General features: G+C 65.7%; 13 protein-coding genes. 7 read left to right on the forward strand and 6 right to left on the reverse strand.

The window, feature by feature from the left end; all coding sequences use genetic code 11:
- Positions 1-212: 212 nt before the first annotated feature.
- Positions 213-2,903 carry an aconitate hydratase AcnA gene (gene acnA / locus WHT83_RS03495; protein WP_406872976.1) on the reverse strand — a complete coding sequence of 897 codons (2,691 nt, stop codon included), beginning with the start codon at positions 2,901-2,903 and terminating at the stop codon, positions 213-215.
- Positions 2,904-3,187: 284 nt separating this feature from the next.
- Between acnA and ccmA the strand changes: the two genes are divergently transcribed.
- The 5 genes from ccmA (at position 3,188) to WHT83_RS03520 (ending at position 6,660) form a co-directional block, all read left to right on the forward strand.
- The gene (gene ccmA / locus WHT83_RS03500) at positions 3,188-3,799 is read left to right on the forward strand and encodes a heme ABC exporter ATP-binding protein CcmA (RefSeq protein WP_406872977.1); all 612 of its coding nucleotides are present in this window, start codon (positions 3,188-3,190) and stop codon (positions 3,797-3,799) included.
- Positions 3,800-4,027: 228 nt separating this feature from the next.
- Positions 4,028-4,693: a heme exporter protein CcmB gene (ccmB, locus tag WHT83_RS03505; protein ID WP_108606277.1), complete on the forward strand. Its 666-nt coding sequence runs from the start codon at positions 4,028-4,030 to the stop codon at positions 4,691-4,693.
- Between the two features lie 126 nt (positions 4,694-4,819).
- Positions 4,820-4,990, forward strand: coding sequence for a heme exporter protein CcmD (ccmD, locus tag WHT83_RS03510; protein WP_108606276.1), 171 nt, complete (start codon positions 4,820-4,822; stop codon positions 4,988-4,990).
- Complete coding sequence (locus WHT83_RS03515; RefSeq protein ID WP_183263427.1) at positions 4,987-5,565, forward strand: DsbE family thiol:disulfide interchange protein; 579 nt, start codon at positions 4,987-4,989, stop codon at positions 5,563-5,565. The genes ccmD and WHT83_RS03515 overlap by 4 nt, the downstream gene beginning before the upstream one ends.
- A 27-nt stretch (positions 5,566-5,592) precedes the next feature.
- Entirely contained in the window at positions 5,593-6,660 is a 1,068-nt protein-coding gene (locus tag WHT83_RS03520) for a DUF2332 domain-containing protein (protein ID WP_406872978.1), read from the forward strand.
- Here WHT83_RS03520 and WHT83_RS03525 read toward each other — a convergent pair.
- From WHT83_RS03525 to dapF, 5 genes are all read right to left on the reverse strand, one after another.
- A complete protein-coding gene (locus tag WHT83_RS03525; RefSeq protein WP_108609643.1) occupies positions 6,657-6,824 on the reverse strand; it encodes a hypothetical protein in 168 nt (55 codons plus the stop codon). The two genes, WHT83_RS03520 and WHT83_RS03525, sit on opposite strands and share 4 nt — an antisense overlap.
- Positions 6,825-6,989: 165 nt before the next feature.
- Positions 6,990-7,643, reverse strand: a complete 654-nt coding sequence (locus tag WHT83_RS03530; RefSeq protein WP_183263424.1) for a septation protein A — start codon at positions 7,641-7,643, stop codon at positions 6,990-6,992.
- A gap of 3 nt (positions 7,644-7,646) precedes the next feature.
- Positions 7,647-9,401 carry a signal recognition particle-docking protein FtsY gene (gene ftsY / locus WHT83_RS03535; protein ID WP_406872979.1) on the reverse strand — a complete coding sequence of 585 codons (1,755 nt, stop codon included), beginning with the start codon at positions 9,399-9,401 and terminating at the stop codon, positions 7,647-7,649.
- A 13-nt stretch (positions 9,402-9,414) separates the two neighbouring features.
- Positions 9,415-10,698 (reverse strand): tRNA (N(6)-L-threonylcarbamoyladenosine(37)-C(2))-methylthiotransferase MtaB, encoded by a 1,284-nt coding sequence (gene mtaB / locus WHT83_RS03540; protein WP_406872980.1) that lies wholly within the window; start codon positions 10,696-10,698, stop codon positions 9,415-9,417.
- A complete protein-coding gene (gene dapF / locus WHT83_RS03545) occupies positions 10,698-11,582 on the reverse strand; it encodes a diaminopimelate epimerase (RefSeq protein ID WP_406872981.1) in 885 nt (294 codons plus the stop codon). The genes mtaB and dapF overlap by 1 nt, the downstream gene beginning before the upstream one ends.
- A gap of 221 nt (positions 11,583-11,803) precedes the next feature.
- On the opposite strand from dapF, the gene WHT83_RS03550 reads away from it, so the two are divergent.
- Positions 11,804-12,349, forward strand: coding sequence for a protease inhibitor Inh/omp19 family protein (locus tag WHT83_RS03550; RefSeq protein ID WP_183263420.1), 546 nt, complete (start codon positions 11,804-11,806; stop codon positions 12,347-12,349).
- A 32-nt stretch (positions 12,350-12,381) separates the two neighbouring features.
- Positions 12,382-13,563 carry a cell division protein ZapE gene (zapE, locus tag WHT83_RS03555; RefSeq protein WP_318763291.1) on the forward strand — a complete coding sequence of 394 codons (1,182 nt, stop codon included), beginning with the start codon at positions 12,382-12,384 and terminating at the stop codon, positions 13,561-13,563.
- Positions 13,564-13,594: the final 31 nt, after the last annotated feature.

Genomic DNA, 13,594 nt, shown 5'->3' on the forward strand with positions numbered 1-13,594 from the left:
TCGGAAGGCACGGCCTCGCGCCCCGCTTCCCGAACTACCTCCCGGCAACGGGAGCGCTCTTTGACAATGGCCAGGCGCGAAAGCGAGCGTGGCGGTGGATAAGTGTGTCGGCCAGAAGGGGGCAACGTAGAGCGAGACGGTAGCGATCCCAAAACAAAAAACCGCCGGAGCTTGCGCCCCGGCGGTTGTTTCACATGAATCGCCAGTCGAACTTACGCTGCGAGGTCACGCAGGACGTATTGCAGGATGCCGCCGTTCTTGAAGTAGTCGAGTTCGTCGAGCGTATCGATGCGGCACAGGATCGGCACGTCCTTGGTCGAACCGTCGGCGAAGGTGACCTTGGCTGTCATCTTCTGGCGCGGCTTGATCGTCTCCAGGCCCTCGATCGTCACCTGCTCGTCGCCCTTGAGGCCGAGCGTCTTCCACGACGTGCCGTCCTCGAAGGTGAACGGGATGACGCCCATGCCGACCAGGTTCGAGCGGTGGATGCGCTCGAAGGACTGGGCGATGACCGCGCGAACACCCAGGAGATTCGTGCCCTTGGCCGCCCAGTCGCGCGACGAGCCGTTGCCGTATTCGACGCCGGCGAAGATCACCAGCGGTGTGCCTTCGCTGCGGTACTGCATCGCCGCATCGTAGATCGGCATCTCTTCCTTGGACGGATAGTGGAAGGTGTAGCCGCCCTCGCGGCCGTTCTCGCCGAGCATGTGGTTGCGGATGCGGATGTTGGCGAAGGTGCCGCGCATCATCACCTCGTGGTTGCCACGACGCGTGCCGTACTGGTTGAAGTCGGCGACGCCGACGCCATTGTCGGTCAGGTACTTGCCGGCAGGCGAGGCCGCCTTGATCGAACCGGCCGGCGAGATGTGGTCGGTGGTGATCTTGTCGCCGAACAGGCCGAGCACGCGTGCGCCCTCGATCTTGCCGATCGCACCCGGGCGCGCGCCCATGCCGACGAAGTAGGGCGGGTTCTGCACATAGGTCGACTGGTCGTCCCAGGCATAGGTCTGGCCTTCCGGCGCCTGGACGTTCTGCCAGTTCTCGTCGCCCTTGAAGACGTCGGCATATTTGCGCGCAAACAGCTCGCGGGTGACGTTTTCGGCGATGAACTGGTCGATCTCGACATTGGTCGGCCAGATATCCCTCAGGAACACCGGCTTGCCGTCGCGGTCCTCGCCGAGCGGCTCTGTGGTCAGGTCCTTGGTCACCGAACCGGCAAGCGCATAGGCGACCACCAGCGGCGGCGAGGCCAGGTAGTTGGCCTGCACGTCGGGCGAGACGCGGCCTTCGAAGTTGCGGTTGCCCGAAAGCACCGCCGCACCGATCAGGCCCTTGTCGTTGATGGTCTTGGAGATCGGGGCCGGCAGCGGTCCGGAGTTGCCGATGCAGGTGGTGCAGCCGAAGCCGACGAGGTTGAAGCCGATCTGGTCGAGCTCCTTCTGCAGGCCGGCCTTCTCGAGATATTCGGCCACCACCTGCGAACCCGGCGCCAGCGAGGTCTTGACCCACGGCTTCTGCTTGAGGCCGAGGCGGTTGGCGTTGCGGGCCAGCAGGCCGGCACCGATCAGCACGCTCGGGTTCGAGGTGTTGGTGCACGACGTGATCGCCGCGATCACCACGTCGCCATGGCCGAGGTCGAAGTTTTCGCCCTCGACGGCATAGCGCTTCGACTGGTCGACGGTCTTCTTGTATTCGGCTTCGAGCGCGGTCGCAAAGCCCGCGGCGATGCCTTCGAGCGGGATGCGGCCCTCGGGACGCTTCGGGCCGGCCATCGACGGCACGACGGTTTCGAGGTCGAGCTCGAGCAGGTCGGTGAAGACGGGATCGGCCGACGAGGCGTCGCGCCACATGCCTTGCGCCTTGGAATATTCCTCGACCAGTGCGATGCGGTTTTCGGCGCGGCCCGACATGTTGAGGTAGCGGATGGTCTCGGCATCGACCGGGAAGAAGCCGCAGGTCGCGCCATATTCGGGCGCCATGTTGCCGATGGTGGCACGGTCGGCCAGCGTCATGTTGGACAGGCCCGGGCCGAAGAACTCGACGAACTTGCCGACGACGCCCTTCTTGCGCAGCATCTGGGTGACGGTCAGCACCAGGTCGGTGGCGGTGACGCCTTCCTTCAGCTTGCCGGTCAGGCGGAAGCCGATGACCTCGGGCAAAAGCATCGACACCGGCTGGCCGAGCATCGCCGCTTCCGCCTCGATGCCGCCAACGCCCCAGCCGAGCACGCCAAGGCCGTTGACCATGGTGGTGTGCGAATCGGTGCCGACGCAGGTGTCGGGATAAGCGGTGGTTTCGCCGTCCTCGGTGTTGGTCCACACCGTCTGGGCGAGGTATTCGAGGTTGACCTGGTGGCAGATGCCGGTGCCGGGCGGCACGACGCGGAAGTTGCGGAACGCCTGCTGGCCCCACTTCAGGAACTTGTAGCGCTCTTCGTTGCGCTCGTATTCGAGCTCGACGTTGCGGGCGAACGCCAGCGGCGTGCCGAATTCGTCGACGATCACCGAGTGGTCGATGACCAGGTCGACCGGCACCAGCGGGTTGATCTTCTGCGGGTCGCCGCCGAGCGAGGCGAGGCCGTCACGCATGGCGGCCAGGTCGACGACGGCGGGGACGCCGGTGAAGTCCTGCATCAGCACACGCGCCGGGCGGTAGGCGATCTCGACACCGGCGGTGCCCTTGTCGGTCAGCCAGCCGGCGACCGCCTGGATCGCCTCCTTGGTGACGGTGCGGCCGTCTTCGTTGCGCAACAGGTTTTCCAGCAGCACCTTCATCGAATAAGGCAGCTGCGAGATGCCGGTCAGGCCGTTCTTTTCGGCCTCGATCAGGCTGTAATAGACATAGTCGGTGCCAGCAGCAGTCAGCGTGCGGCGGCAATTGAAACTGTCGAGTGATTTGGACACGTGCGATCCATCCTTGTCTGTTCAGCCTACACGGGAACGGACTCCGATGGCATGCAATCACGCGCAAAGGTGCGGGTACGGCCATTTCCGCTGTCCGGCCCCAAGCAACCCGAGCCGTTCAAGGCGGCGCGTGCGCTGGTTCGGCGCATATTCGCTTTCCATGCCGACCGCTGGCATGGTCGAACTGGCATATAGAGAATTAATTGGAATAGTTCTAGACGGAGATTCGCCTATTTTGCTGTGACGCAAGGCAGCGGCGACAAGACTTCGGCGATGGGGGACGGATGCGGCTGATCGCCGAAAATCTCAGCGGAGAGCGCGGCGGCGAGGCTGTCTTCACCGGCATCGGCTTTGCGCTCGAGGACGGCCAGAGCCTTGTCGTCACCGGCCCCAACGGCTCGGGCAAGTCGACGCTTTTGCGCGTCATCGCCGGGCTTTTGCCGCATGCATCAGGACGAATCATGGTCGAGGGCGGGGGCGAGGAGTTTTCGACCGTCGCCGCCGCCTGCCACTATCTCGGCCACCAGAACGCGATGAAGGCAGCCCTCACCGTCAACGAGAACCTCGCCTTCTGGCGTGACTTCTCAGGCGACGGAAAGCTCGGCATCGCAGATGCGCTCGAAGAGGTAGGCCTCGGCGGCCTCGGCCACCTGCCCTTCGGCTACCTCTCCACCGGCCAGAAGCGCCGTGCCGCGATCGCCAAGCTGCTCATCGGCCACCGGCCGGTCTGGCTGCTCGACGAACCCACCGCCGGCCTCGACAAGGCGTCCGATGTGCGCTTCGCGGACTTGATGAAGGCGCATTGCTCCGCCGGCGGCATCATCGTCGCCGCGACGCATCTGCCGCTTGGGCTGGTGGGGGTGAAGACCCTGGAGATGGGGCGAGTACATGTTTAGCGCCGTATCCGGCCCGCATCAGCGCCCTACGTTGCCCCCCTCTGTCCTGCCGGACATCTCCCCCACAAGGGGGAAGATTGGCAGCTCGACCCGCTTCGCCCGTCCTGCGGCGCCGGAGATTGGCGCGGGCAGCGATGACGGCGTGATCTCCCCCCTCGTGGGGGAGATGTCCGGCAGGACAGAGGGGGGCAACGTAGAACTCCAGACCGGCCGAAACGGAGGGCCCTCATGCTAGCCCTCTATCTCCGTGACCTGCGCATGGGCATCCGCGCCGGCGGCGGGGCGCTGACGGGCGTGCTGTTCTTTTTGGCCGTCATCGTCACCATCCCTTTCGGCGTCGGCCCCGACCTCAATTTGCTCGCCCGCATCGGCCCGGCGATTCTCTGGATCGGCGCGCTGCTCGCCAGCCTGCTCGGCCTCGACCGCCTGTTCCAGGCCGACCGCGAGGACGGTTCGCTCGACCTCCTGGTGCTGAATTCCGACCGGCACATGCTGGCGCTGACGGTGTTCGTCAAATGCCTGGCGCACTGGACGGCAAGCGTGCTGCCGCTGGTCATCGCCGCCCCGCTGCTCGGGTTGTTGATGAACATGTCGCTGCTCGGTATTGGCGCTGCGGCGCTGACGCTGCTCGTCGGCACCCCGGCCATCGTCTTCATCGGCGCCGCCGGCGCAGCGGTGACAGTCGCCCTGCCGCGTGGCGGACTGCTGATCTCGGTTCTGGTGCTGCCACTGGTCATCCCGGTGCTGATCTTCGGCGTCACCGCGAGCTACGGTGCGGTCAACGATCCAGACCCGTTCGCCCCACCCTTCATGATCTTGTGCGCGCTGACCATGTTCCTGGCCGTGATCGGGCCGCTGGCGGCGGCGGTCGCCCTGCGCTCGGGCACCGACTGATCACGATCGCTTCAAGACACACGGTGCGGCGCGGCGTCCGATTGCGCGGCGGCACACCCGCGGCTAAGTGAAGGACATGGCCGGAAACAGCGACATGATCGATTTTTGCCAGCGCACGGGTGCCCGATGAGCGCGCACGCCCTCTATGTCGCCGCTGCCTACGGCGTCTCGGCGCTGGCGATCGCCGGGCTGATCATCTGGATCCTCGCCGACCAGCGCGCCCGCAAGCGCGAAATGGCCGAACTCGAGGCAGCCGGCCATCGCCGCCGCTCCGACCGCAGTGGAACCGCGTCATGACCATCGAAACCGAAAAGCCGGCACGCCCGCGCAAGCTGTTCGTGCTGCTGCCGTTGCTGGTGTTTCTTGCACTGGCAGCGGTTTTCCTGATGCAGCTTTTGTCCGGCCGCGATCTGTCGGTCGTACCCTCGGCGCTGATCGGCCAGGCCGCGCCCAAGACCGTATTGCCGCCGCTCGAAGGGATTTCGCTTCCCGGTCTCAACTCGGCTGAATTCATCGGCAAGGTGACGCTGGTCAATGTCTGGGCATCGTGGTGCGGGCCGTGCCGTGACGAGCACCCGGTGATCGTCAGCCTGTCCAAGGACGAGCGCCTGACCATCGTGGGGCTGAACTACAAGGACAAGGCGGAAAACGCGCGCCGGTTCCTCGGCGATCTTGGCAATCCCTACGACGCGGTTGGCGTCGACCCTAACGGCCGCGCGGCGATCGACTGGGGCGTCTACGGGATTCCGGAGACCTTCCTCGTCGGCAAGGATGGCAAGATCGCGTTCAAGCATGTCGGCCCGATGTCGCCCGAGACGGTAGCAACCACACTGATGCCCGAGATCGAAAAGGCTGCCGCCGCTTCCCAATAAGCAGCTGTGCGGGTTAGGGTCTCCGCCATGTCCGATGGCGACCCTTCCTCTCGCATCCGCGCCCATTTCCACAATCAGGCCGATGCCTGCGACCAACTCGGCTCGCCCTTCACCGCACGGCTGTGCCGGGCGCTGGCTTCGGTGCTCGACGGCCGGACGGCGGTCGGGCGCACGATCCTCGGCTGGCCCGGCGATCCGCGCGCCGACGCGCTGGCGCTGAGACTATGCGGCGGACTGCATGCGCTGGTGCTGTCCGATACCGACGCGGGACTGGCAAAAATCTATCCGCCCGAGACAGCCGACGACCAGGCTATCGCATCGGCTGTTCCCGACGCGCTGATACGCAACGAAGCTCACCTACTGGCCATGCTCGAAAGCGCGCCGCAAACCAACGAGATCGCCCGCTCCGCCATGCTGCTGCCGGGGTTTCTGGCCATATCAAGGGACAGCGGCCTGCCTTTGGAGCTGGCCGAGATCGGCGCCAGCGCCGGGCTGAACCTCTTGTTCGACAGTTTCGGCTATCGCTACGGGGAAAATGGCTGGGGCAGCACGGTATCGCCCGTCCAGCTCGCGCCCGACATCAGGGGCCAGGCACCGCCGCTGTCGGACAACCTGCAGGTCGCCGCACGGGCAGGCTGCGATATCGCGCCGATCCGGATCTCCGACCAGGCGCAAAGGCTGAGGCTGCGTTCTTATGTCTGGGCCGACCAGGCGCTTCGGCTCGAGCGGCTCGACGCCGCGATCGGCCTCGCCGAGCAGGCACTGCCAATGCTGGTCAGGCAAGGTGCCGAGGAATTCGTGGAAGACTGCCTTGCCGGACGAAAGATGGATGCAGCCTTCGTGCTGTTCCACTCGATCATGTGGCAGTACATGCCGGAGACGACGCGGACGTGGATCTGGCAGATGCTTCAGGTGGCAGGCGCGGCAGCGACAAGGCAGTCGCCGCTCTACTGGCTCAGGATGGAGCCGCTTGTGGCGGGCGACCCGTTTGCAACGCTCAGCCTGACGTCATGGCCGGGCGGCACCACCAGGGCGCTCGCCCGCTGCGACTATCACGGCCGCTGGATCGAATGGCTGGGGCAAGCCGGAGCTTAGCCGTAGACCTGCTTGAAGGCCTGGTACAGCATTTCGCTGCGGTCGGCGCGCATGTCGGCCAGGTCGCGACCGGAGAAGCCGTCGATCTCGGCAACGAGGCGCTTGTACTGCTTGCGCTTGGAGGCGCTTTCACGGGCACGGGTCAGAAGGCTGTCGAAAAACATGGTGCGTTCCTTTCATCATGCCGCGGGTGACGGCGCGATTTGACCTCCCTGATCAATCCGACGATGACATAGGAACTGCCGCGCCGCAAAATAAGATGCTGCAATGCAGCAATGCGCGACGCGCATGGCGACCCGACGATGCGTCAAGAGTTGGTGTGGTTCGGCCTACTTGCCGGCGTGCTCTTCCAGCGAATGGCGCATGATCAGCGGCATCTGGCTGAAGGTGAACAGAAGCGTGATCGGCATGATGCCCCACACCTTGAACGCCACCCAGGTGTCGGTCGAGAACGAACGCCAGACCACCTCGTTGACCACGGCCAAGAACAGGAAGAACAGCCCCCAGCGAAAGGTCAGCTTGCGCCAGCCTTCGGCGTCGAGCCGGAAGGCGGAGGCAAAGACGTAGCCGAGCAGCGACTTTCCGAACATCAGGCCGCCAAGCAGGATCGCCCCGAACAGCGTATTGACGATGGTCGGCTTCATCTTGATGAAGACGTCGTCCTGCAGATAGAGCGTCAGCGCCCCGAAGACGAAGACGACGACGCCCGACACCAGCGGCATGATTGGCAGCGAACGGGTCAGAAGCCACGATGCGATCAGCGCCACCGCCGTGGCGGCCATGAACAGGCCTGTGGCGATGAAGATCGGTCCGCCGAGCTCGGCCAGCGTCGGAAACTGCGACGCCAGCCATTCGCCGCGCGCATTGGCGAAGAAGAACACGACCAGCGGCCCAAGTTCCAGCACCAGCTTGAGCAACGGGCTGACCTCTTCCTTCTTGGTCGTCGGATCCGAAGGGTCGCGTTCGAGGATCGGTGCATTCATGGGTCAGGCGACTCCTGCGATCGCCTTGGCGAAATCGCTTGCCGAAAAGGGTTCGAGATCGTCGACCTGTTCGCCGACACCGATGAAATAGACCGGCAGCTTATGTTTGGCGGCGATTGCGACCAAAATACCGCCGCGCGCCGTGCCGTCGAGCTTTGTCATCACCAGGCCGTTCACACCTGCGATATTGCGGAATATCTCGACCTGGTTGAGCGCGTTCTGGCCGGTTGTGGCGTCGACCGTCTGCAGCACCGTGTGCGGCGCTTCGGGATCGAGCTTGCCGAGCACGCGCACGATCTTTTCCAGCTCGGCCATCAGCTCGGTCTTGTTCTGCAGGCGTCCGGCCGTGTCGATGATCAGGACGTCCGAGCCAGCCTCCTTGGCCTTTTCGAAGGCGTCGTAAGCAAGGCCGGCGGCATCGGCGCCGAGCTTGCTGGCGATGACCGGCGACTTGGTCCGCTCGCCCCAGATCTTCAGCTGCTCGATGGCTGCGGCGCGGAAGGTGTCGCCGGCGGCGAGCATGACCGACAGGCCGCCCTCTGTGAGCTTGGCCGCGAGCTTGCCGATGGTCGTGGTCTTGCCGGTACCGTTGACGCCGACGACAAGAATGACATGCGGCTTGTGCGACAGGTCGAGCTCGAGCGGCAGCGCCACCGGCTTCAGCACCTTTTCGACCTCGACCGCCATGATCGAGCGGACCTCATGGTCGGAGACGTCCTTGCCGTAGCGGCTGGCGGCCAGCGCATCGGTGACGCGCAGCGCGGTTTCGACGCCGAGGTCGGCACGGATCAGCACGTCCTCGAGGTCCTGCAGCGTGTCTTCGTCGAGCTTCCGCTTGGTGAAGATGCCGGCGATGTTGCCCGACAGTTCCTTCGACGAGCGCGACAGGCCCTGGCGCAGGCGCTGGAACCAGCTCTGCCGCGGCGCTGGCGCGGCAGCTTCGACGATTTCAGCCTTCTGCTCGACCTTCTTCTGGACCGTGACCTTGCCGGCCGCGGGTTTCTGGGCAACAGGCGATGGCTGGGCGTCCTCTTCCCCCTTGGGGGGAAGATGGTCCGAAGGACCAGAGGGGGTTGTCTCGGCAGTGCTCGGCGCCTGCGTAGCTTCGAATTGTGTCGCGTCCGACGATTCGGCGACCCCTCCCGGCCGCTGCGCGGCCACCCTCCCCTCGAGGGGGAGGGGAATCGCAGGCGCAGGCTCGGCTTCGGCGGCCACTTCGGGCTGCGGCGCAACCTCATCGCGAACAGGCACTTCGAGCGGCGGTTCGGCTGGCACAGGCGCGGGCTGGACAGGGATTTCCGCGGGCCGCTCCGGCGCCGCCGGTTCGGCCGGTGGAACAGGCAACTCGACCGGTGTGGGCGCGGGCTCGACCGGGCTCGGCGCAGGTGCAGGCTGCTCGGCGGGCTTTTCCGGCTCGACAACAGGAACTTCCGGCGCGGGTTCGGGCTTGGGCTGTTCCGGCGGAATCGGCTGCGGCGCAGGCTCGACCGGCACGGGCTGCTCGGCCGGCTTGGGCTCGGGCACCACGGGCGGCGCGGGCGGAGTCTCGGGCGCGGGTTCCCGCTTCGGCTCCTCGACCGCGGCGGCTGGCGCATCGACGACAACGGGCGTTTCCGGAGCGGCTGGTGCCTCCTCGGCGGGCTTCAGCGCCTCCAGCGCGTCGAAATTCAGCGGCGGCAGGACCTCGTCCTCGGCCGGCTGCTCGACGGCTTCCTTCTTGCCGAAGGAAAAGACTTTCTTGATGAACCCGAATGCCATGCGGTTGCTTTCGTCAGGCCGCACGTGCGGCGGCCGGTGCCGCTGTCAGCCGCTCGCCGTCATGACCGGCGATGTCGACCTCGACGATTTCGCCCTGTTCGCCGCGATCGAGCGCGACGAGCGTGAAACCTTCCGTCCTGCCGAGGCCTTCGCGCTCGACCAGCACCCTCTGGCGCGTGCCCGCCAGGCTTGCGAGATGGCTCTGGTAGGCTCCCTCGCCGGCGGCGCGCAGGCGCGCGGCACGTTGCTTGACGATCTCGCGCCTGACCTGCGGCATGCGCGCGGCGGGCGTGCCTTCGCGCGGGCTGAACGGGAAGACGTGGAGATGGGTCAGCCCGCACTCCTCGACGATCCGGATCGAATTCTCGAACATCTCGTCGGTCTCGGTCGGGAAGCCGGCGATGATGTCGGCGCCGAAGACGATGTCGGGGCGCAGCGCCCGCACGTCCTGGCAAAACTGGATCGACTGGTCGCGCAGGTGGCGGCGCTTCATGCGCTTCAGGATCATGTCGTCGCCCGATTGCAGCGACAAATGCAGATGCGGCATCAGACGCTTCTCGGTGGCGACCGCCTCGAGCAGGTCTTCGTCGGCCTCGATCGAATCGATCGAGGACAGGCGCAGGCGACGCACATCCGGCACCTGGCGCAGGATGGTCTTGACCAGCTTGCCGAGGCGCGGCGCGCCCGGCAGGTCGGCGCCGTAGCTGGTCATGTCGACGCCCGACAGCACCACCTCGGCATAGCCGTTGCCGGCAAGCCGCTTGATCTGCTCGACCACCGCCCCCATCGGCACCGAGCGCGAATTGCCCCGGCCGTAGGGGATGATGCAGAAAGTGCAGCGATGGTCGCAGCCATTCTGCACCTGCACGAAGGCACGCGCCCTGCCTTCTATGGCGTCGACCATGTGACCGGCGGTCTCGCGCACGGAAAAGATGTCGTTGACCCGGGCCTTCTCGAAATCGTTGACACCAAAATCGGGCAGCGCGCGATAATTGTGCGCCTTGAGCTTTTCTTCGTTGCCGAGCACGAGGTCGACCTCGGCCATGTCGGCAAAGGCAGCCGGATCGGTCTGCGCCGCACAGCCGGTGACGATGATGCGCGCGTCCGGGTTCTCGCGCCGCGCCTTGCGGATCGACTGCTTGGCCTGGCGCACGGCTTCGCTGGTGACCGCGCAGGTGTTGAAGATGACCGCGCCGCCCTTGAGCTCTTCCAGGCCCGCGGCCTTGGCCTCGCGCTTCATCACCTCGGATTCGTAGGTGTTGAGGCGGCAGCCGAAGGTAACGACATCCACCGCCATCAGGCGACGTCCTGCCGGTCGCGGGTCCAGCTGCCGGTGGCCGGATCGAAGCTGCCGGAGAATTCCCACTCGGCCGGACCGGTCATCACCACGTGGTCGTCGGCGCGCCAGTCGATCTGGAGAGTGCCGCCGCTCGGCACGGTGACCGTGACGGTGCGGCCGGTGCGGCCGGTGCGTGCGGCGGAGACGGCAGCGGCACAAGTTGCCGAGCCGCAGGCCAACGTCAGGCCGGCGCCGCGCTCCCAGGTGCGCAGGTTCAGCGTTTCGCGCGACGTCACCTGCGCGATCGAGATGTTGGCGCGCTCGGGGAAGATCGGATGGTTTTCCAGCAGCGGGCCGAAACGGTCGAGGTCATAGGACCAAACGTCGTTGTCGACCCAGAAGATGGCGTGCGGATTGCCCATCGAGGCGACCGAGGGCGAGTGCAGCACCGGCGCGTCGATCGGGCCGATCTGCAGCTCGATGGCGCGGGTGTCGCGGAACTCTTCCGCCAGCGGAATGTCCTGCCAGCCGAAGCGCGGGGCGCCCATGTCGACGGAAATGGAGCCGTCCGCGTGCTCTTCGGCGTTGAGGATGCCGGCGACCGTCTCGAAAGTGAACACCTTCTGCCCGGTCTCGGCGGCCAGCGCCTGGACGACGCAGCGCGTGCCGTTGCCGCAGGCCTGGGCATGGCTGCCGTCGGCGTTGATGATCTCAATGTAATTGACCGTGCCCGGCGTGCGCGGGTCATGGATCGCCATGATCTGGTCGAACTTCGTCGCCGGATCGGCGGCGAGCGCAATCGCCGCGGCAGGCGCAACGCGGTCCGCACGGCCGCGCATGTCGGCGACGATGATCTCGTTGCCGAGCCCGTTCATCTTGGCGAATGGGGCCTCACTGGCCATGGCGGACATTACTCGTGGCTGTTCGGCGCCTATATGGCGGAAACATCGTCGAATTACCAGTCTCGCGGCGCGCCAGCCTATTGAGGCAATTTTGCAACAATTTCATACGCAAACCCTATTTTAACCATATCGGGTTGAAATTCTGCCAACTTCGCCGCTTTAGAGGCGAGCTATCGATCGCGCGGGGGCGCCCCCAGAACTGCCCCGACGGAGGGACTGCAATGGCTTTTTCGAAAACCGGCCTACTGGCCGCATCGCTGGTAGCGCTGATGACGGCCGCCGGCTGCACCAGTTCGCGCCTTTCCTCTATGGACACACAGCCCGCGCCGCTGCCCGCGGCACCTGCAGGCACGGTGACCAGCGGCCAGCTGCCGCCACCAGCAGCACCCGGCGCAGCCAGCGCCTCGCAGTTCCCTGCAGCACCCCAGCAGCAGACCCAGGTCGCGGCTTTGCCCGCCGACGGTGGCGCCGCTGCCGCCAATGCGCCCGACCTCACCGCGGCAAGCGTCGCTGGTGTGTGGAGTGCTTCGGTTTCTGGCCAGAGCTGCAAGGTGGCGACGCCGCAGACCAAGTTCGGCCAGGGCTTCCGCGCCGGCCCGCTGCGCTGCCCGGCACCGGTCGACGGCGTCAAGTCGTGGAACGTCGCCGGCAAGCAGCTGACGCTCTATGATGAAGGCGGCTCGCCGTTGGCCAGGCTCTATTCGTCGGGCGCCGGACGCTTCGACGGCCAGACCTCGAACGGCCTGCCGATCTCGCTCAACCGCTAAGAGCAAATTTCGAATTCGTGCCAGAGTGAACCATGCACCTGCGTGACGGCCTACAGACCCATGTGACCGTCAGGCAGCGCTATGACCATCTGGTCGAGCTCGGCAATGTCCGGCGCGATCCGGCGCAGCTAGCCATCATCGCGGCCCTCGACAGGCTGATCGACGAGATTTCCGACAAGCGCCTGGCGCGCAAATCGAGCGCGCTTGGCTGGCTGTTCGCCAAGCGCAAGCCCCAGCGCGAGCCTGTGAAGGGGCTCTATGTCTATGGCGGCGTCGGCCGCGGCAAGACCATGCTGATGGACATGTTCTATGAGCTCGTGCCGGTCAAGCACAAGCGCCGCGTCCATTTCAACGACTTCATGGCCGACGTTCACGACCGTATCCAGAAGCAGCGTGCGGCGCGCAAGAACGGCACGTCGCGCGACGACGATCCGATCCCGCCGGTCGCCGCAGCCCTTGCCGAAGAGGCCTGGGTGCTGTGCTTCGACGAGTTCTCGGTCACCGACATCGCCGATGCGATGATCCTGTCGCGGCTGTTTTCGGCGCTGTTCGGGCTCGGGGTGGTGCTCGTCGCCACCTCCAACGTGGCGCCGAAGGACCTTTACCGCGACGGACTGAACCGCCAGCTGTTCCTGCCCTTCATCGCCATGCTCGAACAGAACGCCGCGGTGCTCAACCTCGATGCCGACACCGACTACCGGCTGGAGAAACTCGACCGTGTCCCGGTCTATCTCAGCCCGCTCGGCGAGGCCGCCGACCAGGCGATGGACAAGGCGTGGGCGGCCGTGACCCATGGCGCCGCGGCACAGCCGGCGACCGTCGCCGTCAAGGGCCGCAAGGTGCATGTACCGGCAGCGGTCGACGGGTGCGCTCGCTTCGGCTTCGCCGATCTCTGCGACAAGCCGCTTGCGGCACGCGACTATCTTGCCATTGCGGCGCACTATCAGACGATCTTCGTCGACCACGTGCCGGTCATGGCCGAAGCCAACCGCAACGAAGCCAAGCGTTTCATCCTGCTGATCGACACGCTCTACGACCAGAATGTGCGGCTGGTGCTCAGCGCCGCCGCCTCGCCCGACAAACTTTATGCCGGCAAGCGCGGCCATGAGGCCTTCGAGTTCGACCGTACGTCGTCACGCCTCATCGAGATGCAGGGCGCCGAATGGCTCGACCGCTGGGCCGAACGGCACGCTCAGCCGGCAGTCTCTGCCTGACCGACCGGGCTTGTCGATGGCGCGCGGCCAT

Origin of the sequence: Aminobacter sp. P9b, from assembly GCF_045345995.1 — a bacterium.
Taxonomy (GTDB): domain Bacteria; phylum Pseudomonadota; class Alphaproteobacteria; order Rhizobiales; family Rhizobiaceae; genus Aminobacter; species Aminobacter niigataensis.